A 25,307-nucleotide genomic window follows, 5' to 3' on the forward strand; every position below is an offset into this window, starting at 1 on the left:
TGGTATCGTGTAAATCACAGGCGGTTGGAGAGCCCGCCTACATATTTCTCAATGAGGAGAGACGACTATGCGACCATTATCGAGAGTAGCTAAGGTAGCTGCTTTTGCCAGTGCGATGCTCATGATCGCGTCATGTTCTGGCCAAACCGCTGAAAACAAGCCGGATAACGGCAACACTCAAGCCACTGGAGAAATCCAAGAAGGTGGCGATGTCACAGTAGCTTTACGAACCCCAACCTGGATTTTCCCAATTTCTGCACCAGGAAAAACTCAAGGTGAAAACGGTATTTTCATCAACATGCTTTACAAGGGCTTTTACGAGTACAAGCTTGATGCAGATAACCAGTTCAATCTTGATGACCGTTCTTTGGCTGAAGAACCAAAGGTCTCGGAAGACGGCCTGACATACGAATTGACGATGAAGCCATCGAAGTGGTCTGACGGGCAAGAAGTCACCACTCGTGACGTCGAATTCTGGTGGAATATCCTCAACGCTAACAAAGAAGAATGGTCTGGGTACCGCAAGGGCAACTTCCCAGATAATGTTGCCGAATTCAAGATCATCGACGATCACACTGTTTCCTTCACAACCACCGAAGCCTTCAACCCTGGTTGGTTTGTTGACAACCAGCTAGCTTCGGTTCGTCCACTCCCGCAACATGTTTGGGGCAAGACGTCGGAGAGCGGAGAAATCGGTGACTTCGATCGGGATACTGAAGGTGCACAAGCCATCTTCGCCATGCTCACCGAAGCATCGAAAGATCTACAATCGTATGCAACCAATCCGCTATGGAAGGTTGTTAACGGACCTTTCCAGCTTGAATCCTTCGTACCAAACGGCGAAGTCAAGCTCGTCGCAAACAAGAACTACACCGGTAGCGATAAGCCAAAGCTGGATTCGGTAACCTTGCGCCCATTCACCTCAGACGACTCCCAGTTCAACGTCCTACGTTCGGGAGGTATAGACTTCGGTTACATCCCAGCAGGATCAATCAACCAACGGACGACGATCGAGTCCCAGGGTTACACAGTTGAACCATGGGCTGGATGGTCAATCACCTACATGCCATTCAACTTTGCTAACCCGAAGTCCGGTCCGATCTTCAAGCAAAAGTACATCCGCCAAGCGATGCAGATGCTGATCGATCAAGAGTCGATTTCCAAGACTGTTTGGGCAGATACTGCAACCCCGACCTGTGGTCCAGTTCCACAAAAGCCTGGAACTGCTGGTTCTATGGAAGGCTGTGCCTACAAGTTTGACCCTGAAGGCGCAAAGAAGCTTCTCGAATCGCACGGTTGGAGAATCAACGCCGGTGATGTGAGCGTTTGTGAAAAGCCAGGAACTGGCGACGACCAATGTGGTGAAGGCGTTGACAAGGGTGCAGAGCTGCGCTTCAAGTTAATTTCTCAGTCTGGCTTCCCAGCCACCACCCGGATGATGACAGAAATCAATTCTCGCTTCTCCGAAGTTGGTATCAAGCTCGATATTCAAGAAGTTCCAGATTCAGTAGCAGTTTCACAAAAGTGTAAGCCAGGTGAAGCGTGCGATTGGGATCTGTCCTTCTTCGGATCGCAGTCCTCGTGGTACTACCCGGTCTACGCCTCTGGCGATCGGTTGTTCCAAACTGATGCACCAGTCAACCTCGGTTCATATTCCAACCCTGAGGCAGACAAGCTTATTGAAGCAACACTGCGTGCCAAGGACACATCCGCACTCGAAGCCTACAACGACTACCTAGCCGAAGATCTCCCAGTTCTTTGGATGCCAAACCCAGTAGCTCAAATCTCGGCATGGAAGAAGGATCTGGTTGGCGTTGGTCCACAAGATCCAATGCTGAACTTGTATCCACAAGATTGGGCACACACAAAGTAATCATTGCCATCTAAATCCATCAGGTACGTGTTGCACCGTCAAACCGGGTTTCACGTCTGGCGTGCAACACGTACCTGACTATGCTGTGAAGGAGAGGTTATGGTCCGCTACATTTCACGGCGACTGGTGCAATCGCTGGTTGTTGTCGTGCTCGTAACGATCATTACGTTCACAATTTTGCATATGCTACCTGGCGGGGCAGCACGATCTGCGCTCGGACTCCAAGCTACTCAAGAACAGCTCGATGCATATTCGCGTCAAATGGGATACGACCGTCCGCTTTACGAGCAATATTTCACCTATATTAATCAGCTTATTCACGGCGAACTCGGTACCTCTTTCGCTCTGAATATGGATGTTGCTGATGCGATTGCGCAACGACTTCCCAAAACAATGCTGCTGAGCTTCCTTGGACTGGTGCTCGCCGTCGTCATCGCAATCCCGTTGGGCATGCTACAAGCCTGGAAACGAAACCGGTGGCCGGACTACCTGATCACCGCTATCGCGCTACTGATGTATTCCACTCCATTGTTCTTCATGGGCTTGCTTTTAATTGTTCTTTTCTCTCAAGTATGGGGAGTACTTCCACCAGAAGCACCACAAGGTTTCACGGTTTCGGAAATGCTCTCCCAATGGCAAGGACTCATCTTGCCAGCCGTCACACTCGCAATCGTTTCGTTGGCTGCCTACACCCGTTACGTACGTTCATCGATGGTGGACAATCTTGAAGAAAACTATATTCGTACCGCTCGGGCTAAGGGATTATCGGAATCTCGTGTGGTCATTAAACACGCTATGCGCAATTCGCTGTTCCCGGTCATTACCTTGCTCGGTATGTCCCTGCCAGGTTTATTCTCTGGCGGCCTCGTGGTGGAGTCACTGTTTAACTATCCCGGCATGGGGTTGATGTATTGGCAGGCAGCTCAAGGTCGTGACTATCCGATTCTGCTTGCCGTAACCACAATTATTTCTATTGCGACGGTGATCGGTGCGTTGTTGGCAGACATCATGTATGCCATCGCTGATCCACGTGTCCGTTACGGAGGAGGTGAAGCCTGATGAGTGGTAAGAATCCGAAAGGCATATTCCGGCAAAGTGTAGAAGTGTTTGTTTCTAACCGGTTAGCTGTTGTTGGGCTATCGATTCTCATTGCGTTTACACTATTTTCGTTCGTTGGTCCCTATATTTGGGTAACAGAACAGCAATATTCGTCGCTTTCAGATGCCTATCTGCCGTTGTCTGCTGAGCATCCGCTGGGTACTGACGGCGTAGGTTTCGACGAACTGGGTCGCTTAATGGAAGGTGGTAAAACTTCTATTATTATCGGTTTAGCTGCCGGTATTCTGGCGACGACGATCGGCACAATTTGGGGAGCTATTGCTGGTTTCGTTGGCGGCTGGGTTGATTCAGCAATGATGCGTATCGTTGATGCGATGATGGCAGTGCCAGCTCTCTTCCTCTTCATTCTGATCGCCTCGGTTATCACGCCGAATGTTTCACTTTTGGTGTTAACTATTGGTGCTTTTGCGTGGTTGAATCCGGCCCGTCTGATCCGTGGCGAATCGTTGGCGTTGCGCTCGCGCGAGTATATTACGGCGATGCGTGGCATGGGTGGTTCTCCGTTGCGGGCTGTTCGAACTCATATTGTGCGAAACGCTATCGGAACGGTGATTGTTAATGCTACGTTCCAGGTTGCTGACGCTATCTTGTATGTTGCCTACTTATCCTTTCTCGGCCTTGGTGTTCCGCCACCGGCAGCGAACTGGGGCGGCATGCTTTCTACTGGTATGAATGAGGTATACAACGGTCACTGGTGGTTGTTGTATCCGCCGGGAATCATGATTATTTTGCTAGTTGTTGCGTTTAACTTCGTTGGTGACGGGTTACGTGACGCGTTTGAAGTACGTTTGCGAAGCCGTTAGGAGCGATCATGACAAGTAAACCATTGCTCTCTATTGAAGATCTTCATGTGACTATTAAGCTTCGTAAAGGTCAAGTAGAGCCGTTGCGAGGTGTCAACCTGGAGGTTATGCCTGGTGAAACTCTCGGTATTGTGGGTGAATCCGGGTGCGGAAAGACCATGACTGCACTTTCGGTGATGGGCTTGTTACCGCATATGGGTAGTGTTTCTGGTGGGAAATTGACTTTCCAGGGACGTAACTTGCTCGACTTATCCGATAAGGATGCGCGGCGTGTGCGGGGTATGGAAATCGGAATGATTTTCCAAGATCCGCTCACCTCACTTAATCCGACAATGAAAATCGGTGACCAGGTTGCCGAACCGTTACGTGTTCACCGTGGCGTGTCGAAAGCTGAAGGCCGGCAGGCCGCTATTGACGTGTTGCGTAAAGTTGGTATGCCACGACCCGAAGCTATCGTTAATGATTATCCACATCAGCTTTCGGGCGGTATGCGCCAGCGTGTGATGATTGCGATGGCGTTGATTTGTCAGCCTGCATTGTTAATTGCTGATGAGCCGACGACGGCGTTGGACGTCACTATTCAACGTCAGATTCTTGATCTTCTTGACGATTTGAAGAAAGAGTTCGATACGTCGGTTATTTTAGTGACCCACGATCTTGGTGTGGTTGCTGGGCGTGCTGATCGGGTAGCTGTTATGTATGCCGGGCGGGTAGTTGAAGTGGGAACAACGGATGAAATATTCACTAACCCGCAACATCAATACACACGTTCGTTGATGGCTGCGTTGCCGGAAAATACAAAAGATACTCGCCAGGAGCTGTATGCGATTCCGGGAATGCCGCCGTCGTTACGCGAAGAAATTGTGGGGTGTCCGTTCGCTCCGCGATGCCCGCGCGCACTCGACGTCTGCCACTCCGATACGCCAGAATTAGTCACGGTGACTGATAAAGACGGCCAAGTTCATTCGCATGCGTGTTGGAATCCGGCCGGTCCAGAACTCGAGCGGCCGATTTCGATCCGAGAAAAGCGCGATCTGACACATCGTCCAGTTATTTGTTCGGTTCAACACCTTTCGAAGCTGTATCCGGCGATGGGTGGCAAAATTGTTCGACGTCGAATCGGGTCCGTACATGCCGTATCTGATGTTTCACTTGATGTTTACGAAGGTGAAACTCTCGGTATTGTGGGTGAATCAGGGTGTGGAAAATCAACGTTAGGCCGGGTCATCACAGCTCTTGAGCCTGCCTCCGAAGGCCATGTGTTGATTGGTGGAAAAGATATTGCGCAAGCTTCGCGACGGGATTTGAAGAAGATGCGGCGCGATGTGCAGATGATGTTCCAAGATTCGTTTGCGGCAATGGATCCGCGCATGCGGGTTGACGAAATTTTGACTGAACCGCTCAAGATTCAAAAAATCGGCAACCGTGAAGAACAGCAGGATCGTGCCAATACGTTGGTGGGTAAGATCGGTATCGAACACGGGGCAATGTGGAAGTATCCGCACGAATTTTCCGGCGGTCAGCTACAGCGTATTGGTTTGGCGCGGTCCTTAGTGCTCGAACCGAAACTGATCGTATGCGACGAGCCTGTCTCGGCGCTCGACGTCTCCGTTCAAGCACAAGTGCTCAACGTGATGCGCCGATTGCAAGAAGAACAATCATTAACCTATATTTTTATCTCCCACGATCTTTCAGTGGTCAAATATATTTCCGACCGGATCGCAGTGATGTATCTAGGCAAGATTGTGGAAATTGGCCCGGCCGCAGAAATTGTGGATAATCCGTGCCATCCCTACACGCAGGCACTTATTGAAGCAATCCCGGTTGCTGATCCACGGCATAAGCGCAAAGAAATCGTCCACCTGACTGGTGAACCAGCTTCAGCTATCAATCCTCCGGAAGGGTGCCGGTTTAAAAACCGTTGTCCATTTGCTACCGAGCTGTGTAACACCGAACCTGTTTTGGTTGGTGAAGGACGCCAGGTTGCCTGCCACTATCCGTTGGGATGAGCAGCATGGACACATTCGATAGTTCAGTGCGCATCGGTGTCGATATTGGTGGCACGTCGATGAGTGTGGCTCGTGTGCTTGACTCAGGCGATATTATTGGTCGCATCGATATCCCTAGTCCGGCATGCGAGTCAGGAGCTCGCGTAGTTGAAGAAATTACGCGCATCGTCCGTCACAACTGGCCAGATGCGCAATCGGTGGGTATCGGTGCAGCTGGTGTGATTGACACAGAAGGCACGATCCTTGCGGCATCTGATTCGTTTAACGACTGGGCCGGGTTTGCGTTAGGTCAAGAAACTCAGCAGGCTCTGGGCATTCCGGTGGGGGTTGAAAATGATGTCAACGCATTTTTGCTTGGCGAAACATATGCTGGAGTGCTTGCTGGAACGGATACAAGTTTAGGGTTGATGCTTGGTACTGGGGTAGGTGGCGCAATTATGCTTGACGGCCAGCTACTTCATGGTCAACGCGGGGCAGCAGCTGAAATTGGGCACATGCCAGGTTTTGGCGACCTGCCATGTACGTGTGGTGGTCGCGGACATATTGAGACGACGTCGTCGGGTCGCGGAATTGCGCATCGGTATGCGTTAGCGACCGGACGTCAGGTTCACGACGCGGGCGAGGTCGCCCAAGCTGCCCGGTCTGGTGACTCTACCGCCGTCGATATTCTTGTTGATGCGGGCCGGTACGCTGGGCTGGCAATCATCCAGGTTGCGACGATGCTCGATCTTACTGCGGTTGTCGTCGGCGGGGGCGTGACTCGTGACTGGGATTATCTCATGGCGGGAATCAGTGAGGTCGCCGCAAAATATCCGCTGATTTCAGGAGCCCAACTCGATATTCATCGTTCTGTGTTGGGGGCAGATGCGGTTCTGATCGGCGCTGCTCGGAAAGGAGTGCAGGCATGCTAAATTTTGATGAACGAGTTGGAAACCGTACTGATATCACCTATCCGCCAACCCCGGTTCCACACTGGTATCGGGATGCCAAAGTTGGCATTATGATCCATTGGGGAATTTATTCGATTCCGGCGTGGGCGGTGACCAGCGATGAGCGGTTTAATGCCGACGAAGAGTATGCCTTCCATCGTTATGCTGAATGGTATGGAAATACGGTACGGATTCCTGGTTCGCCAACTGCTTTGCTGCATCGTGCCCGGTATGGGCAGCGCAACTATGAAGATCTGCTTGACCTGTGGACGATTAACGACAACGCCGTATCAGACATGGTTGATCTGGCGGTGGCTGCAGGCGCACACTATGTTGTTCCGACGACGAAACATCACGACGGGTTATGTTTGTGGGACACACAAACGACGCAGTTTTCTACCGTTCGCCGCGGTCCGTATCGAGATCTTATTGCCGAGTTTGCACACGCTACCCGGCGTGCCGGCTTGCGTCTTGGACTCTATTTTTCCGGCGCCCTGGATTGGCATGTCAGCGATTTCGGGCCGATTACGTCAGATGAGGAACTTTTCCGATTCCGGCGCAACGACGCCGAATTCGCACAGTATGCAACTGCTCAAATACGCGAATTGATCGACCAATATTCTCCAGATTATTTATGGAACGATATTGATTGGCCCGACGGCGGAAAAGGCGAGGAACCTTATGGTCTTGCTCAACTTTTCACCGACTATTTAGCTCATGTTCCGCACGGACTTATTAATGACCGCTGGGGTGTACCTGCCCAAGGCGTCCTGACCCGTGAATATCGAGACGTTAATGATATGATGGAACGCCCTTGGGAAGCAGTGCGCGGACTGGGAAGATCTTTCGGATACAATGCCGACGAAGACGTCTCACTATCACTGAGCGGACCAGACCTCGTGCGTTACCTTGTCGATGTCGTCGCCAAAAACGGAAACTTGTTGATCAATATTGGTCCGCAGGCAGACGGTACGATTCCGGAGATTCAACGCCAATCATTGCTATATATGGGACGCTGGTTAACGCAACACGGCCAAGCGATCTATGGAACCCGGCCGTGGGGACCAGGGGTGATCGATGGGCGATACTATACTCAGCCGGCGTCGGCACACGGTAGCAACGACGTCGTCTATCTTCTCCAAGAAGCAGAGCGAGAAATTGTACTGCCGGAACCATTACGCAACCACAACGTTACTTGGCTCGGTGATTCAACGGACGAATGGCCGATGAGGGTCGCTAAACTAGAGAAGTAGACAAGTCATCACTCTTCACTGGTATCAAAGGAGATAACATGCTTGAAGTTATTGCGCTCAACGAACACGACGCGCTGGGGGCGGTGGAAGGCGGTGCCCATCGGATCGAACTCGTTGGCACGATGGATCAAGACGGACTATCCGCAACCGTCGAACAAGTCGCAAAAATTCGGGCAGTAAGCGATATTCCAATCCGCGCTATGCTCCGCGACCGGGACGGATTCACCCCAAAGAATGTCAGCGAACTGGCAGCGGGCGCTCGCGACCTTGTCGATGCCGGTGTTGAAGCACTCGTCGTCGGCTGGGTCCGTGACGGAAAGTTCGACACCCACACATTGGCTGACGTACTTCGTGGCGTACCAGAATGCGAAATGACGATTCATCGCGCAATCGACAACGTGGCAGACTATGGTGCTGGCTGGAAGAAGATTCTACAACTGCCACATGTGACGAGTGTATTAACTGCAGGTTCGGCTGCCGGCGTTGATGCTGGAATGGAAAATTTGTTAACGCAAGCAGTCGATCCGCGAATCGCTGAGGTGATGATGGTCGGTGGTGGACTGCGTCTCGAACATCTTGACCGTCTGAAGGAAGCTGGTATCCGCAAATTCCATGTTGGTTCGCCGGTGCGTGGCGGTAGCTTCGCCAATCCGGTCGATCCGGTGTTGGTGTGCCAATGGGTCGAGGCTACTCAGTAGGATCGTATGCGGCTAAAACGTGTGAACGTGGGGTGGAGGTAAGAAATTTTACCTTCACCCCACGTGGACATTAATGTTGCCGGATGCGTGATATACGAGCGCTGCTAGCAAACATCCCGACGGGAGCTAGATGTTTAGAAGCTTTCGAAATGTTCCCGAGCAAAAGTGGCGCCGTGACCGGTCTTCGAATTCCAACAGGTGAGGCCCGTTTGCTCTGAGGCGCATACCCAGTCTTCGAACACGGCCTGCTTGCCGTAGTCGAGGATGATCGGCGGAGTTGTGCCAGGCATGTTGTTGTGTGCATCTCAAGCTTGTCGTTTGCATTCTTTTCTTGAGGGTTCTTTGGTGAGTCGCTTTCAGAAGCCTTACCGGAGGTCATAGCTTGTGGACTGTTACCGTCGCCGGAAGGATTCTTGTCATTGAAGAACTGGAAGAACCCGCCGAATCCAATTGCGGCAAGTATGAGCATGACTCCTAAAACGTACCAGATAATTTTCTTACGAGACGTATGGGTGGAACCTTCGCCGAGTGGTTGTGTTGGGTATGCGGCGGGGTTTGGCTATGATGCTGGTGGCATGCCAGGCTGGGGTATAGCTGCCGAGGTGCTGAGCCGTTTTCGCTCTTACAATTAAGTGTAGATTTTTTCATATAAGATAACTATGCGTTTTGTTCAGTTGTGGCGTGTTTAAAGATGAAATCAAATGTGGAGAGTGGCTAAGTTAATATGATCCATCAGTAACTGACTTACTCTTAAAGTGAACTACAATATGACTATGGCCGAACAACAACCTGTGGGTATCCACGTCGTCACAATTGCGTATAATCCGGGGCCCGAGCTGGAAGCTATGGTTTCCTCTCTACGTGTCGCTTGTAGGCTCCATGGTGCTAGTGACCCCAGTGTGAATATAACGTTGACGATTGTTGATAACGGTTCACAAGCCGAACGCGTCGATGCGATAGTTGACCAATATGCGCAAGAATTTTCTGCACGTGTGATTCGGCCAGGTCGCAATTTAGGATATGGACGCGCAGCGAACCGTGGTCTGCACGATGCTACTGAACCGTGGGTATGCGTGGCTAATCCGGACACCGTTTTCCAGCCCGGATCCTTAGTGGAATTAGTGAATGCTGGAAATCGTTGGCCGCAAGCAGGTATCTTTGGGCCACGGTTATTAGAACGCGATGGAAAGGTTTACCCATCTGCTCGTGCTCTCCCAAGCCTGCGCAACGGAGTTGGGCATGCTCTATTTGCTCATGTGTGGCCGGCGAACCCGTGGACTCGTGCCTACCACGGCAACACTGAACATGAACACGTAGCCGGCTGGTTATCGGGGGCCTGTTTACTTATTCGTACCTCGGCATGGCGAAAGTTAGAGGGATTTGATCCCCGGTACTTCATGTTTTTCGAAGACGTCGATCTGGGCCGGCGTGCAGGCGAAGTTGGAATAACGAGCGTCTATGTACCTTCGGCAGCTGTTGTCCACGAACAAGGTGCTTCGTGGAAGGCGCGCCCAGCTAAAATGATTCGCGCCCACCACGATTCTGCAAAGCAATATTTAGCGGACGCCTACCCTGGCATAGCATACGTGCCACTGCGCGCACTGCTAGGAGCAGGTCTCGATGTTCGGGCTTGGTGGCAAACTCGCGGGAGTGAGTAGAAAATTACCTTATCGTTGACCAGTGAGAAATTTTTCAGAGAAGTCTGGCTTCTCTGCGCATAATTCTCATAGGGAGGCTTCAAGTGTTTTCATGAATAAAGATGAGCTATTCTTCATTCGTACACAAATCGACGAGGATAGTGACATTATGAAACATACTTTATTACAACGCGAAGTAATTGCACATCGTGGGCTCAACCATCGTGCGCCCGAAAACACGCTTGCTGCATTCCGCCTAGCAGCTGAAAGTGGCTGCACATGGTTTGAAACCGACGTCGATATTATGGCGGACGGTACCCCAATCATTCTGCATGATACGTTACTAGATCGGACCACAAACAAGTCCGGGTATTTCTACGATCTCACCGCTGAAGATCTGCCAAGCATCGACGCGGGATCCTGGTTTTCTTCCGAATATGCCGGTGAACCTATGCCAACGCTTCATCAACTCGTAGATTTGATGAACGAAACAGGTATGAATGCCAACATTGAACTCAAATCCAATGAGCGCGGCAAAGCCATGTCGATGCAAATGATTGAAAACACGCTAGCAGAGCTCGACCGCCTCGATCCGGAACGCGAGGTTATCATTTCCTCGTTCAACCACCTTCTTCTTCATCATGTACATGACATGCGTCCAGATATTCCGATCGGCGCACTTTTCGTCGTTGATAACCTGTGGCCAGACTGGAAGTCTATCCTGGAGCTCGTCGGAGCAACCTACATCCATCCAGAGGACGCAAAGCTGACCCCAGAGCTCATCTCTCAATTCCGTGAAGCTGGTTATGGCGTGAATGTATGGACCGTTAACGGAAAAGACCGCGCCAACGAGCTATTCAACTGGGGTGCAACCGGAGTCTTTACCGACATCGCCGATGAATTCTTGAAGTAGTAACAGTATTTTAATGCCTATCAGGAGCAGGAAGGCAGGTTGCCTTCCCGCTCCTGACTGGTTCTGCTACTTGATATTTTCCAAAAATTGATGTTAGCGGCAACGTAGCAACTAACTAAAACAGAAAGTGAAAACTCATGATAGATAGTTTAACGTCGAGCGGACGTATACCTAAGTTCCTACAGCGCGGCAAAATCGGTGCCTTCTTAAGCATCGTCCTTACTGGCCAGTTGGTATATGTTTCGTTCGAAGCATTTAAAGGCTCGTTGCTTCTGCCGTTGTCTGAGTCGCTCGGAATTAGCATTGACCAATTCGGTATTCTATTTGGCTGGATCGGCATTGCGATGTTCTTCTATGTGCCAGCTGGCTGGGTGAACAATCGTTTTACTATTCGCTCAATCCTGATTGCATTTGCTGGATGGCGTCTTGTCACATTCCTTATCTTGTATCTGATTCCAGGTATTCCATTTAAATTCATGGTTGTCATTGCAGCTAGCTGGGGTATTTGGGATGCAATCGGTTGGCCAGCAGTGGTCAACGGCGTCGTATTTATTGCAAAAGACGAGGATATTAAGGGTCGCGGTTTAGCAATGGGCTTGCTTGAAACCATTCGCCGAGCACTTGAATTTGCGATGAACGCAATTATTTTGGTGTTCCTCGGATTGTATCCAGATAACGCAGTCAGCATTATGAAGGGCTTCGGAATCGGATATGCCCTTCTACTCATCCCGATTATCATTGCTCTGCTACGTTACGTACCAAAGAATGCAATTGCTAAGAGCGTCCAGATCGGTGATAAGAAGGCCGGTAAGAACGCTGCTGCGCTCGCGGGTCTGATCAACGTGCTCCTCAAGCCACGTGTATGGATGGCAGGTCTTGCGGCAATGTGCCTGTACTGGACCTACGTCAACCTCATCTACCTGTCTGCACCATACATCAAGCTCGTATTCAACGCTTCGGATGCGGTTGCGGGTGCGTTTGGTATTTTCAACACCGGTCTTATCGGCGTGTTTGCTGGCCTTATTTCAGGTATCGTTGCGGATTACGTCTTTAAGTCCTCAACGGTTATGCTGGGCGTATCGTTGGCTGTGACTGCAGGCGGTGCATTCACAGTGTCGTTGCTTCCGGCTGGCTCTAGCTCAATGTGGCTCGCGATGGTTCTGCTGATGATTATGGCAATCGGTATCTTCATGGGTAAGGCAGTTATTCTTGCTCCGATTGCAGAATTGCATTTGCCTGAGCATATTTCGGGTTCGGCTATGTCAGTCGGTTCGTTTGCTGCTTTCGCCTCAGTACTCTGGGCCCACCCAATGACTGCAGGTTTGGTGGAAGCTAACAAGGCTGATCCGTATGTTGGCTACCAGCAGATCTTGTGGATCACAGTACTGGTGGCAGCAATTGGTGCTGCTTGTGCAATTGTCCTGGCCATTGTTAACAACCGCCTAGAGAAGGCTGGAAAGTTGGATGGCGTCGGCGACAACGAAATCATCGCTGTTGCAGCTGAGGTTGAAGACTAGTCCTCGGACAGAAATAAAATAGTTTATGCAACAAATCGGGGAATAGTGCAAACCGCGTCAAATATTGCCGCAGTTTGCACTATTCCCCGATTCAGTGCTGTTAGGCGCTGGTATAGGCGACTAAAACTAACAGCTACTGGCCGTTCTTGGCGTACTTAGCTTCTACAGCATCCTTCGTTGGACGCCACCAAGCTTCGTTGGCCTTGTACCATTCAATGGTGTCGTGCAGACCGTCAGCAAAGTTCTTGAACGACGGCTGCCAGCCGGTTTCTTCAACCAGCTTAGAGTTATCGATAGCATAACGCTGATCGTGCCCTGGGCGGTCGTTCACGTGATCGAAATCGTCAGCTGGTCGGCCGAACTCTTCCAGAATCATCTGGGTAACTTGGAGATTGTTGAGTTCGCCGTCGGCGCCAATCAGGTAGGTTTCGCCCAAGCGACCCTTGTTAATAATCGCCCAGACAGCGGTGTTGTGATCACGCACGTGGATCCAGTCGCGGATCTGTTCGCCGGTGCCATAAATCCGTGGGCGAATACCGTCCATCAAGTTGGTGATGGTTCGTGGAATGAACTTTTCGACATGCTGATAGGGGCCGTAATTGTTCGAGCAGTTCGAGATGGTTGCTTCGATACCGAAGGAGCGTACCCATGCGCGAACCAAGTGGTCGGATGCTGCCTTTGATGACGAGTATGGGCTCGATGGCACATATGCGTCACCAGGCTGGAAACGACGTGGTTCGCCGATTTCCAGATCGCCGTAGACTTCGTCGGTGGAAATGTGGTGGAACCGGGTTCCGTGGCGGCGAACTGCTTCGAGGAGTTCGAAGGTACCCACAATGTTTGACCGGATGAATGGAGACGGATCGTTGAGCGAGTTGTCGTTATGGGATTCGGCAGCGAAGTTAACGACGACGTCGGCATCCTTCACCAGCGGATCAACAGTATCGCGGTCTGCAATATCGCCTTCGATGAGGGTGACCCGATCCAAGCCAGCGATTGAGGCTGGATTGCCAGCATAGGTGAGTTTGTCTAAGACGACGACGTCGGCGTCGGGCATCGTTTCAACAGTTTGGTGGACGAAGTTCGCTCCGATGAAGCCGGCTCCGCCAGTGATAAGTACTTTCATTTTTCTCCTTGATTGTTTTGAACGTGTCAGTCAGCTTTAACGGTGATTTCGGGGAAAGCTTTGATTAAGCCGGAAGTTTTTGCGTCAGATCCTACTTGAAGAATTAGTGCGTTGGCCTTATGTGCCAGTGTTATGCCAGAAGAATTGCTGATCAGAACATTGAAAACAAATTGGCCTTCGCCAAGATAGAAATTTGGAATCACTATATCGATAGTTCCGGTAGATGAAAGCGGTGGAAGTTGTTGATCAAGATTGGCACTGTTCATAGTGAAGACCTTCGTGCCATCGAGAGCTTCCACGGTCAATTCGGCCGTGTAATCCTCTAGTGGTACCTGAGTGTCGAGATCTATGGAAATAGTCAGATTGTTACCTGAGAGGAAAAGGTCAACACCGCTAGGAAGTCTAGTGAAACCGCTAGCTCGGACATCAGTAATTTTTAGATTATGGAGCGCTTCTTCAACTTCAGGTGAAATATTTGTGGATTTAGCTCGATCGACCTGAATCTGTTTTGCGTAAGATTTGTGAAGAATGTTCATAGATTCCCGGGTAGGGCCGATCGTGATGAGCTCACCCTTTTGAAGGACAAGAGCACGATCGCACATTTCTACGATTTGGTCAGGTGAATGAGAAACCAAGATAATAGAACGCCCGTCGTCTTGGAACTGTCGGATACGTTCCATACATTTTCGTTGGAAAGGTTCATCTCCTACAGCAAGAACTTCATCAACCAAGAGAATATCGGGGTTTGAATGAACTGCAACTGAGAAAGCTAGGCGAACGTACATGCCAGAGGAATAGAACTTTACTTGGGTATTGATAAAGTCAGAAATTCCGGAGAAATCAATGATGGAATCTATCTGGGCATCGATTTCTTCTTCACTCAGTCCCATGATTGAAGCGTTAAGGAAGATATTTTCCATTCCAGTTAGATCGGGATGGAATCCTGCCCCAAGTTCAAGAAGAGCTGCAATGCGGCCGCGAACCTTAACGCTCCCTGAATCGGGAGAGATAATTCCACCAATAAGTTTGAGTAGCGTAGACTTTCCGGAGCCATTGGCGCCAGTTAGCCCGAGGGATTCGCCAGCTTGTACCGAGAAAGAAACATCATCAAGTGCGGTGTAGCGCTCGATGTGCTTACGGTTACGTCCAGCATTAACAATGCGTTCTTTAAGCGATTTATCTTTACGTAAAACAAATTTTTTAGAGACGCTATCTACTTTAATAACGTCTAAAGGTTCTGGTGCTACGTTAAATGTCATTATAGATCCTGAGCGAAATTACGTTGTGCATGGGCAAAATAGCGTTGAGCAAGAATGCATAAAACAATACCGACAGCAAGGACGGTGAAGTTTCGAGTTAGCAAATCGGGAGGGAGTTGTGCACCATTGTCCATCCCTGCCTTCCATGTTCCAGCTTGAAAGGCTGATACTGCCAATGTTATCGGATTCCAACTATAAATAATGGAAATGGTGCTACTTGCAACGTTAGCCACCATCTCATAAGAGTAAACGATCGGGCTTAGCCACATTCCAATGAGTAAGCCAACTTCAACAAGATATTGAGTATCGCGCATGCTGACGTTAACTGCGGATAACCATAATGCGAATGCTACTCCCCAAACAAAAAGAACTAATGAAGCTAAGGGGACATAAAGAATGAATTGAGTGATAGATATTCCACGTATAACTAGTGCCCCCACAATAAGTACAGCCATCTGAGCGCAGAAATTGACAAATGCAGCGCCCGCGCTGGCGAGAGGGAAAATTTCACGAGGGAGGTAGACTTTTTTGATAATTCCTCCGTTTGAAACAATCGACTGGGTCCCCATCGCAACAATTTCGTTAAATAGTGCCCATGCAGTTAATCCTGCAAAAACATAAACGCCAAAATCTGGTATCCCGCGTTCTGCACCTAGGATTTTCCCGATCGCGAAATAGTAGATGAACAGCTGCACTAATGGACGGATTAAAGTCCAAGTGAAACCAAGGAAAGAATCCTTGTATTTCGCTTTGAGTTCACGACGGATAAGAAGCATGAGTAAGTTTCGATGGTTCCACACGTCGAGCCAAGAGGGGATTAAGCCGTGAATAAAGCTAGAATTTCGCGAAACTGTGCGCATCTCTTCATTGGCAAGGCGCGTAAACCTTTGCTGAGCGGACAGGCTCGGGTTTCGGTTGGCGTTATGTTCTTGCATTGATATCCAATCGTTTCAGTATTCTTAAATCTATATTAATGCTCAAGTGGCCAAATGGTAGACATGTGAGATAGACATAGTGAAATTTGAGGTATGTGCTCTGAGTAATCAGGGTAATCAAGGTAGCATTGGATATAGGTTACATCTTATTAAATCTAGGGAGATCGTAGTGCATTCACTGTTTGTTATTGGTGAAGATCAGAGTTTTTCACCGCAGTGGTCGACGTATCTGCAAAATGATGCGCGTGTGGAAAAAGCTGTACCTGGGGAGTTTACTAATGTTTTCGACCGCATGTCTTTCCCTGGTGTTGTTGTAGTAATCCCATGTGTTTCAGCGATTCCGCAAGAGCTGATCTCGACAGTTATGGATAATGGCTTGGAGCATGTGCGTAACGGAGAGAATGTCGTCTTTTCTGGTAGAGGAGAAGAAGGCCAAGCTTTATCTACAGCTGCTGCTGCATACTTTTTTAATGCAGAGGACGTTCATTATATTGGTGGTCTTGATGGTTCGCTTGATGCGTTAACGATGGCGATGGATGTGATGTTCCGGTTAAGTGCCCGTGGGCACGTAATTCATCGCCGCCGAGTGGAAGGGCTAGAACATAACCCTGCTTCGTTGTTGGCATACATGAACGTTTTGTCGCGCAATCTTGATCCGAAAATACAGTCGTATGAACTTGCTCCACTGATTTTAGGAGTTCTCTCGGGAACGATGGCTGATGCGGATATTTCAGCATTAGATTTACAGTTGTCCCCAGGAGATGAAAATAATCGAGAACTCACCCTTCCTGCTCACGCGCTATCGGGGGCACGCCTAGTTCGTCAATGGACCAAGGGAATGAAACGTACCCAAGCTGCAAGTGTTATTAATTTTCCAATGAATCGTATACCTGCGAAACGATTGCCAGGCTTGGTAGATTTCATTGACGAAATGTGGGCAAGCACCGGATTAGATTCAGCTTCTATTACTTTATTGCGTGAATCTTTTGCGGATATTTCTCCGTACAGTGATCCTGATGTTCTGTTTGTATGTTCCTTCGATGACGAGCATGCGTACAACCGAATGTTGCAGGTTAGTTCACTTTTGTCTCCTGACGTTTACGTATGGAATACGTGTAACGATACACTCCACCGCTATTCACAAGGCGAGTTAAAGCAGATTGCCGTGCAGCCTGGTATTTTAGAGCAAATGTCAGTAATCGTCTTCGTCGGCGCTGCGCTCCGTGAAGTGATCGGAGTTCAAGAAACAAACGCGATGATCGTGCTGGATATGACCACTACCGATGTTTTGGGTCTGATGCAAAATGAACATCGCAGTTTTACGGCAGGAGTCACGGAAACTTCTGTGCAAAAGTGGAATGAAACTATTGGCCACGCGGATCGGATCATTGTTTCTTCGTCGCAACAACGCGACCTCTATCTTGGATATATTGCTGGCCTTAAACGACTTAATGCTATGGCTTACGACGAAGATCATGCTTACAATTCGCTTGTTGCCGTTGAAGATGGCACATCGCAGATTCTTACAGCTATTAACTACCCACGAAAAGCACTCGATAATGTTAAGTCGGTTCCGCTTTATCAGAAAACTCCATACGGTATGCTCGCAAAACGGACCGCGCAAGGTATTGTCAATGAGCTGGTGAAGAAAACTGGCAACACGGTGGATAAAGCGAAGGGAAGTGTCCAGAAATGACAAAAGTTTCGGTGATCCTGGTCAATTACCGTGGAGCGCAAGATACGATTGACGCAGTAAGGTACTTACGCCAAACATCGTGGCCTCAAGAGCAATTGGAAATCGTCGTCGTTGAAAATAATTCAGGCGATGATTCTCTCGCAAAGTTCCGTGAGCAGATCCCTGACGAAGTTATCGTCGACGCTGGAGAAAACCTTGGTTTCGCAGGTGGCTGTAATTTAGGTGCTGCTTCTTCAACCGGAGATGTGGTTGCCTTTTTGAACAATGATGCGCGCCCAGACGAAAACTGGATCAGCGCTGCCGTGGCACGTATCGAAGACGATCCAAAAATTGGTTGTGTGGCCTCGAAAGTTTTGAACTGGGAAGGCGACAAAATTGATTACATTGATGGTTCACTGACATGGTTCGGTATGGGATATAAGCGCGAAGCTGGCTGGGACTATGCTGGGCAAGGTAGCGTGGAAAAGAACGTGCTATTTGCAACCGGTGCTGCGATGTTCGTGCCGCGTCATGTTTATGAAGAGCTTGGCGGTTTTGATGAAAAATTCTTTATGTTCTATGAAGATGTTGATTTCGGATGGCGAGTGACATTAGCCGGATACGATGTGCGTTATGTACCGGCGTCGATTGCTTATCACCGTCATCACGTCTCGATGAATAAGTTCGGTAACTATCGTGAGCAATATCTACTAGAGCGCAATGCATTGGCGTGCCTTTATAAGAATCTAGGGCCGGATCTTTTGCGAACGGTATTTGCTTCGGCGCTGGCGTTGGCGAATGAGCGTGGTGCTTCGCGAGGCGAAAAAGAAATAGATGCAGCTAATGCGGATGCCTTCGCTGGTACGCAGATCACGAAGACGGCACTTACTGGTGCCTACGCAGTTGGCTGGTTTAATCAGCATCTAGAATATTTTGCCGCACAACGAAAGCACGTTCAGGCAACCCGTGTGCGCGATGATTCGGAGATTTTACCGTTGATGCGGGTGGCGTTGGAGCCACTGGAACCGCATTCAGCCTATCTTAACGCGTATAAGCAACTAGTGGATCATTTTGGCATTGATCGAAAGTATTTCCGTCCATCGCGTATCTTGGTTGTTACTGGCGATATGATTTCGGAAAAGATGGCTGGTCCAGCTATACGTGCGTGGGAGATGGCCAAGCGTCTCAGTGAAAAGCATCAGGTTAAACTTTGTTCTACAACGGGTGTTTCTGGAGTGGAGTCAGTTGATTTTGATATTCATCTCGGGATTGACAAAGAATTGCATGCCCTTGTTGACTGGTCTGATATCGTGATTTTCCAAGGCTTCTTGTTAGAGGTGGCTCCGTGGATTATGGATAGTGACAAAATCCTTATTACAGATATCTATGATCCTATTCATCTTGAACAGCTTGAGCAGGCTAAAGATCAAGGGCCCAAAGGCCGCGATGATACACTAGTGTCAAGCACCAATGCGCTTAATCGGCAAATTGTTCGCGGGGATAGATTCCTATGCGCATCCGAGAAGCAGCGTTATTTCTGGCTGGGGCAGTTAGCTGCTATGGGACGAATTAATCGAAACTTCGTGGGTGCCGGAAATGACCCTGAATCGGTGATTGATATTGTGCCATTCGGGTTGAATGAAGAACGCCCGGTGCAGGAATACCATGCGATTAAGGGCAAAGTTCCGGGAATCTCCCTCGATGATAAAGTAATTTTATGGGGTGGCGGAGTTTATAACTGGTTTGATCCGCTCACGCTGATAAGAGCAGTCGATGTTTTGGTGAAGAAGCACGATAATGTTCGGATGTATTTCCTTGGCGTGAAGCATCCTAATCCGGCAGTGCCGAAGATGCAGATGACTCAGGCGGCAATGGATCTTGCTGATGAGCTCGGCCTAACCGGTAAGTATGTTTTCTTTAACCATGACTGGGTAGATTACAATACTCGGCACAACTATTTACTTGACGCTGATTGCGGGGTCTCGACTCATTTCGAGCATATCGAAACTCAGTACTCATTCCGTACACGGATTCTGGATTATTTATGGGCTGGCTTGCCGATTGTGGCAACTGAAGGTGACTCTTTTGGTAATGCGTTAAATCCGGAGCGTATTGGGATTTCGGTTCCGCCTGAAGATGTTGATGCGTTGGCGACGGCGTTAGAGCGCGTACTCTTTGAACCGGGCCTTGCTGAAGAGTTTAAGCAAAATATTGCACGCTATTCAGTTCAGTTTGAATGGCGAAATGCGCTCAAACCGTTGCTTGATTTTGTGGATCATGCATGCCGAGCTGACGATCACAAGACAGCGACAACCGAAGTAATACGTACTGATCTGCAATTTGTGAAAGTACCATTTAACCTCACGCGCGATGCCAAACTTGTTATTGAGCATCTGAAAGCGGGTGGCCCGAAGTTGCTGGCAGATAAAGTCCGTTCGCGATTACGGAAACTGTTTTAGTACGTGGATAGTTACAGGAAATGAAAATGCGTGATAGTAAAATTCAGCAACTGCGGTCAGCATTAGGTATTCGTTCGATCAGCCTTGTTATTGTGGCGATGATAGCCTTTTTTGGAGCTGGTTTAGGGTGGGTTGTAGCCTCTCCAATTGGCGGTTCTCCTGATGATGATTACCATATGGGCTCTATTTGGTGCCCGAGGCCGGTTGGAGAATCGTGTACAGTTAAAGCTATCAATGGTGTTGATGAAGTGCGAGTTCCGATTCCTGTGGCTGCGGGAGCAGCCTGTCATGCGTTCAAATCGGATAGTTCAGCTTCGGACTGTAATGTTGATATTTCCACAAACGAGTTGATGTGGAGCCATCGCTATGATGATGGCGACTATCCAGCTGGTTATTATGCCTTTCAGCATCTGTTTATCCAACATGACGTTGGTAAATCGATAATCGTCATGCGCACGGTGAACTTAACTATCGCGATTTTGCTTTTAACTCTCATCGGAGTTTTCTTGCGCCCAGAACAACGAACGGCGTATTTATTACCGATGGTGGTTACGTGGATCCCAATGGGGTTCTATTTCATCACCTCAATTAATCCAAGTTCTTGGGCGATTACAGGGCTTTATGGTTATACCGTGGCCATGTATGGAGCCGCTACCGGAAAAGATTGGCGCCGTTGGGTTTTGCTGGGGCTAGCTATGTTTTCCGCAGTCTTATGCCTGTCCTCTCGGCGTGACGTTTCTTTCTATCTTTTCGTCGTTGCAGTGGCGTTCATATTCGCCATCAAATGGAGCAAGAAAAACATCATTCCGGGAGTAGCGGTCGCGATTATTGGGTTTGTTGGTGCTTACTCAATTACGTTAGGTGGTCAGGCGAAGCACGTCACTGCTAGCTTCGAATCAGAGGGGAATCTTTTCCGCAATGCGTTGAATACTATTCTCGATCTTCCGCGTTATTTTGCTGGAATGTTTGGGGTTACATACGGACCAGGTTGGTTTGATACACCAGTTGAAGGTCCAGCAACGTATATTGTTCTCTTTGTTTTTGCCGGAGCAGTAATGGCCGGGCTACGTTCTGGTTCGTGGCGCAAGTGGATGTCTGCATCCGTTATTCTTGGGGCGATATGTGGAATTCCGCTGGTGTTTATTCTCAAAGGCATTTTTACAGGCTTTGGAGATTATCAGCCGCGTTATATGTTGCCATTGTTGGGTGTTTTACTTTTTATGTTGTTTACAATTGGAAGTCGGCAGCGTCAAATATTTGAGCTTCCGCAACTTATTCTTATTGCATTGGCTATCCCGATTGCTAATAGCTTGGCACTTCATATCGTTATGCAACGTTATACTGCTGGATTCCAACCAGCGCATCCACTGAACTTGGATAATAATATTTCATGGTGGTGGAATACCAGTATTTCACCGATGACTGTGTGGGTAGTGGCATCATTGGCATTTGTCGTGGCGATTGTAGTAGTTACGTATTTTGCTCATCGGAATTCATTCAACAGTGACTCAGTGAAAAAAGTGCCGATTGCTGAGAGTAGTCAAAGCAATGACTCTGAAAACATAATCGCGGAAAAGGTATCGCCTAAACACGCTCTTGTGTGAACATAGACGTAGCTTTGTTGCTAATCGTTGATACTTGTATTATGCGGTAGCTTACGGTAGCTGTGCGCAAATACTACAACCATAACGAGCAGGGCGCCGGAATAGGCCACCGTGCCAACCCAACTTGGTCCATTGATTCCAAACATGCTTATGAACCATTGGGAAAGTGTAACGGTTAAAACTGCAGCGACTGCATTTCCAATGAAGGCTCCTTTGTAGTTCCTTACGGTGATCAGCAGATCGTTCATAAACCATACAAAGGCAGTGATTAACGTAAATAATATGGCTGGTTGCAGGATGTAAGTATGCTGGCTAATGTCATCGCCAAATAAGATCGCTAAGAGCCGGTCGCCAAACATTAGCAAAAGAAGGGATAGTATTCCAGTAATGAGGATCATAAAACCGGTTGTTTTTTTGATGAGTTTCAAGGCGGAGCGCTTATCTGAATTTAATCGCTGGGCCAGCTCTCGAAGCAGTGGGCTGTAGACGTATGTGGCGCCCATTTGAACGATGAGTACTGGAGAAGCTACTGAAGCATAAATTCCTAACGCATCGGTACCTAAAGAAATTTCTAATTGTTGGCGGGGAATAGTAAGGACAGCAGTGCTCAGCACTTGTGAAATAACGAGCGGAGTGAGTGTAAAGAGTAGTTTTAGCGAGGGCAGGATATCAATAACAGGTGTAATCCCCTCGAACTTTGCTGCTTGAGGAGCATCATAGAAAGCCCCAACCAGGATTTCTGAGACGATCATAGCAATGATTGCCCAGATCAATGAATTTGTCGTCCATAGCGTCACACTAAATGATGCCAGATTTGCTACACCTTGTAGGATATAGGAAATTCCAGAAATATCCATACGATAGTTGCGCCAATCAATTGCATGAAATACTTCAATAAAGTTAACCGTCAGAGAATAGATGAGATACAAGAGGACTGGGATGAGGCTGGCAAAAGACGAGGTAATAATGGCGTAGAGGGTACCAGCGATAAATGCAAACAGTGATGTGAGAACACGTAAGCCAACGTAACGATGAGATGAGCGTTCATTTTTTACGTCGGTGATTTGTAATGTGCGGAGACGATAGTCAGCAAAAGGAAGGATAAGGTTAGATATCGACATGGAGATAGCTAAACTACCTGCAACATCAAATCCGGTTGAAAGTCGAACAGCGGCAATTGTTATAGCGTAATTGCATATTAGTCGAATCATGGATCCAACCGAGTTCCATAGCATATTGCTTTTAAGTGTTAGCTGTTTTTTAGTGCTCATATGCACCTCATATATCCTAGTATCTTCTCTATACCATCTTAGTGGTAGGGAGTTAAACACTGAATACTATAACATTAGGAGTATGTATAGGAGATTTTCGTGGACGCCTCTTCCGAAGTGAAGTTCTTGATACCATGAATTTAGGTTATTGATATATTTTTGTAGGGAGATTCATTGGTGATTCGAATTTGTCATGTTATCGGCGCAATGGAACGGGCGGGGGCAGAAACATTTTTAATGAATCTGTATAGGTCGATTGATCGGTCTAAAGTGCAGTTTGATTTTCTAGTGCACACTGATCGTGAGGCGGCATATGATGCTGAAATTCTAAAGCTAGGAGGGCGAATCTTCCGGGCGCCGGCTATTACCCCAACGTCGTTAGCTCGTCTATATCCATTTTATAAAAAGTTCTTTGCTGACCATCCAGAAATGATAGTTGTTCATGGACATATTGGATCGGTTGCTGCATTGTATTTGAGAGCTGCCCATAAAGCTGGACGGTATGCCATTGCACATTCGCATGCTCAGAACTATCCCTTAGATTTTTCGCAAGCTCTTTTCCGAATACTCGCATTTCCTACCAGGTTTGTGGCTGACTATTATTTGGGTGCGTCCTTTGAAGCTGGTCTTGATCGTTTCGGCGAAAAAATCGTGAATTCTCCACGATTTAAAATCATTTTCAACGGTGTTTCTGTACAGCTATATGCATATAGTGAAGAAAAACGTCGAAAGTTGAGGAAAGAATTAGAGATCAGCTCTGATGAACAGGTTTTGATCCATGTTGCTCGTTTCGATCCAGTGAAGAATCAGACGTTTTTGATCGATGTATTCAATGAATATTATAAATTAAATCCTCAAAGTCGGTTGTTAATGGTTGGAGGTGGTGGTTCGGAAGGGCCAACGTTACGTAATAAAATTGAGAATTATCAATTGACTGATGTAGTTAAGTTTCTTGGAATTCGTTCCGATGTTAATGATCTTCTCCAAGCTGGCGATGTATTTATTATGACTTCTTTTTCAGAGGGTATGCCAGTGGCGATATCGGAGGCTCAAACAGCTGGTCTTCCATGTATTGTCACAACGGGTTTTCCAGAGGCGGCAAACTGGAGCGGAGAAGTTCGCTTTGTTGATCTCAATGCAGGTATTGCGGCGTGGGTAGCTGCTATAAAGAATGCGTTCCAGCGCTCCATGGATCCACATTACATGCGCAGTGCGGGAGTGGAACGAGCTCAAGAAAACGGATTCGATATTACTACTACTGCCCGCTGGTTTGAAGACTTCTATATTGTAGAGGCATCGAAGCGAATCGGTTAGATTTCATTCCACTAGTTTTGGAGCGTAGGGGCCAAAAATAATCGAGGATGCTTCATGGTTTTCTCGTTGATCTTCTGGCGGAATAGTCATGTAATCGCCATAACCGCGGCTTAAAATTGCATCATAGTCACGTGGAACCATGACTTCAATATCACCGAAGGGGACACGGTGTGCAGGGAATAACTCATTGAGGGATGCTGACCACCGTTGCGGATCTCGAGTGGAGAAATCTCCAAAAAGAGTAGACGAACTATGCTCGAATCGTCGAGCAGCTTTCTCCCATTTTTCAATTAATTTTGCAGGCTTAACGTGAGCTAGTCTCATTGACCAGTGAATAGCATGTAATGCGGCATTAATTGCTAGTTTTGCCGGTTGTGGCACAGAGAGTATTGCGTTAGGGGTGCCCTGGAGATAGAGTAGCCTCCCCCAAAACCACGTGGCTTTATTTTGCTTAGCAAAATCTCGCGGTGAGTTTGGGATAGGATCGAGCGGAAAAAGATCTATGCCCAGTGGCATACTATAATCACGCTTTGCGGCCAAACCAGGTATGAACTCACTTTCCTTAAAGCCTAGAACGCCAAAAGTTTTTGGGTAATTACTGTCGGTACGTGAATCGATCAAGACGTATTTTTCGTCCAAAATTTTCGGTGCGTGAGCGAAGAACTTATCATAATCTTCACGCAACATGCATATGTCGACGTCGTCGTCCCAGGGAATGAAACCTTGGTGGCGAATTGCACCAATGGCCGATCCTCCATAAACCACGTAGCGTAAATTTAATTCAGCGCACACACGATCAAACTCATACAATACATCAGTCATTGCTAACTGGATTCGTTGTAGGGTTTTCGGATTATAACCGTTAGTCATAAGAATACTTTCTGTATCGAAAAGGGTAAGTCAGTAACTCCAA

19 protein-coding genes are annotated in these 25,307 nt (G+C 48.2%); 14 read left to right on the forward strand and 5 right to left on the reverse strand.

All coding sequences use genetic code 11. The features are described 5' to 3' along the window. Positions 1-67: 67 nt before the first annotated feature. From JTE88_RS00240 to JTE88_RS00285, 10 genes are all read left to right on the forward strand, one after another. Positions 68-1,873 (forward strand): peptide ABC transporter substrate-binding protein, encoded by a 1,806-nt coding sequence (locus tag JTE88_RS00240; protein WP_204424561.1) that lies wholly within the window; start codon positions 68-70, stop codon positions 1,871-1,873. Positions 1,874-1,972: 99 nt separating this feature from the next. Further along, the gene (locus tag JTE88_RS00245) at positions 1,973-2,932 is read left to right on the forward strand and encodes an ABC transporter permease (RefSeq protein ID WP_204424563.1); all 960 of its coding nucleotides are present in this window, start codon (positions 1,973-1,975) and stop codon (positions 2,930-2,932) included. Further along, the gene (locus JTE88_RS00250; protein WP_204424564.1) at positions 2,932-3,795 is read left to right on the forward strand and encodes an ABC transporter permease; all 864 of its coding nucleotides are present in this window, start codon (positions 2,932-2,934) and stop codon (positions 3,793-3,795) included. The genes JTE88_RS00245 and JTE88_RS00250 overlap by 1 nt, the downstream gene beginning before the upstream one ends. 8 nt (positions 3,796-3,803) lie before the next feature. Beyond that, entirely contained in the window at positions 3,804-5,804 is a 2,001-nt protein-coding gene (locus JTE88_RS00255) for an ABC transporter ATP-binding protein (RefSeq protein WP_204424566.1), read from the forward strand. Between the two features lie 5 nt (positions 5,805-5,809). Further along, on the forward strand, positions 5,810-6,715 hold the full coding sequence (locus tag JTE88_RS00260; protein WP_204424569.1) for an ROK family protein: 906 nt from the start codon (positions 5,810-5,812) through the stop codon (positions 6,713-6,715). Next, complete coding sequence (locus JTE88_RS00265; RefSeq protein ID WP_204424571.1) at positions 6,709-7,986, forward strand: alpha-L-fucosidase; 1,278 nt, start codon at positions 6,709-6,711, stop codon at positions 7,984-7,986. Before JTE88_RS00260 ends, JTE88_RS00265 begins: the two co-directional genes overlap by 7 nt. 38 nt (positions 7,987-8,024) lie before the next feature. Next, the gene (locus JTE88_RS00270; RefSeq protein WP_204424572.1) at positions 8,025-8,684 is read left to right on the forward strand and encodes a copper homeostasis protein CutC; all 660 of its coding nucleotides are present in this window, start codon (positions 8,025-8,027) and stop codon (positions 8,682-8,684) included. A gap of 773 nt (positions 8,685-9,457) precedes the next feature. Next, positions 9,458-10,342: a glycosyltransferase family 2 protein gene (locus JTE88_RS00275; RefSeq protein ID WP_239519523.1), complete on the forward strand. Its 885-nt coding sequence runs from the start codon at positions 9,458-9,460 to the stop codon at positions 10,340-10,342. 148 nt (positions 10,343-10,490) lie between these two features. Next, positions 10,491-11,234, forward strand: a complete 744-nt coding sequence (locus JTE88_RS00280) for a glycerophosphodiester phosphodiesterase family protein (RefSeq protein WP_204425669.1) — start codon at positions 10,491-10,493, stop codon at positions 11,232-11,234. Between the two features lie 137 nt (positions 11,235-11,371). Continuing rightward, positions 11,372-12,751 (forward strand): MFS transporter, encoded by a 1,380-nt coding sequence (locus tag JTE88_RS00285; protein ID WP_204424576.1) that lies wholly within the window; start codon positions 11,372-11,374, stop codon positions 12,749-12,751. Between the two features lie 133 nt (positions 12,752-12,884). On the opposite strand, the gene rfbB is transcribed toward JTE88_RS00285, so the two are convergent. Genes rfbB through JTE88_RS00300 form a run of 3 tightly spaced genes read right to left on the reverse strand, consistent with a single transcriptional unit; the run spans position 12,885 to position 15,912 of the window. After that, on the reverse strand, positions 12,885-13,877 hold the full coding sequence (rfbB, locus tag JTE88_RS00290; RefSeq protein WP_204424578.1) for a dTDP-glucose 4,6-dehydratase: 993 nt from the start codon (positions 13,875-13,877) through the stop codon (positions 12,885-12,887). Positions 13,878-13,903: 26 nt separating this feature from the next. Further along, complete coding sequence (locus JTE88_RS00295; RefSeq protein ID WP_204424580.1) at positions 13,904-15,136, reverse strand: ABC transporter ATP-binding protein; 1,233 nt, start codon at positions 15,134-15,136, stop codon at positions 13,904-13,906. Next, complete coding sequence (locus tag JTE88_RS00300; protein ID WP_239519524.1) at positions 15,136-15,912, reverse strand: ABC transporter permease; 777 nt, start codon at positions 15,910-15,912, stop codon at positions 15,136-15,138. Before JTE88_RS00300 ends, JTE88_RS00295 begins: the two co-directional genes overlap by 1 nt. Positions 15,913-16,240: 328 nt before the next feature. Between JTE88_RS00300 and JTE88_RS00305 the strand changes: the two genes are divergently transcribed. The 3 genes from JTE88_RS00305 to JTE88_RS00315 are packed head-to-tail and all read left to right on the forward strand — an operon-like array spanning position 16,241 to position 21,809. After that, positions 16,241-17,767, forward strand: coding sequence for a hypothetical protein (locus tag JTE88_RS00305; protein ID WP_204424583.1), 1,527 nt, complete (start codon positions 16,241-16,243; stop codon positions 17,765-17,767). Next, entirely contained in the window at positions 17,764-20,205 is a 2,442-nt protein-coding gene (locus tag JTE88_RS00310) for a glycosyltransferase (protein ID WP_204424584.1), read from the forward strand. Before JTE88_RS00305 ends, JTE88_RS00310 begins: the two co-directional genes overlap by 4 nt. Positions 20,206-20,231: 26 nt before the next feature. Next, positions 20,232-21,809, forward strand: coding sequence for a DUF2142 domain-containing protein (locus JTE88_RS00315; RefSeq protein ID WP_204424586.1), 1,578 nt, complete (start codon positions 20,232-20,234; stop codon positions 21,807-21,809). Positions 21,810-21,829: 20 nt separating this feature from the next. Here JTE88_RS00315 and JTE88_RS00320 read toward each other — a convergent pair whose 3' ends face one another. Beyond that, positions 21,830-23,080 (reverse strand): lipopolysaccharide biosynthesis protein, encoded by a 1,251-nt coding sequence (locus JTE88_RS00320; protein WP_204424587.1) that lies wholly within the window; start codon positions 23,078-23,080, stop codon positions 21,830-21,832. 177 nt (positions 23,081-23,257) lie between these two features. Between JTE88_RS00320 and JTE88_RS00325 the strand changes: the two genes are divergently transcribed. Next, positions 23,258-24,394 (forward strand): glycosyltransferase, encoded by a 1,137-nt coding sequence (locus tag JTE88_RS00325; RefSeq protein ID WP_239519598.1) that lies wholly within the window; start codon positions 23,258-23,260, stop codon positions 24,392-24,394. Positions 24,395-24,397: 3 nt separating this feature from the next. On the opposite strand, the gene JTE88_RS00330 is transcribed toward JTE88_RS00325, so the two are convergent. Then, a complete protein-coding gene (locus tag JTE88_RS00330; RefSeq protein WP_204424590.1) occupies positions 24,398-25,264 on the reverse strand; it encodes a LicD family protein in 867 nt (288 codons plus the stop codon). Positions 25,265-25,307: the final 43 nt, after the last annotated feature.

This window comes from Arcanobacterium phocisimile (assembly GCF_016904675.1).
Classification (GTDB): domain Bacteria; phylum Actinomycetota; class Actinomycetes; order Actinomycetales; family Actinomycetaceae; genus Arcanobacterium; species Arcanobacterium phocisimile.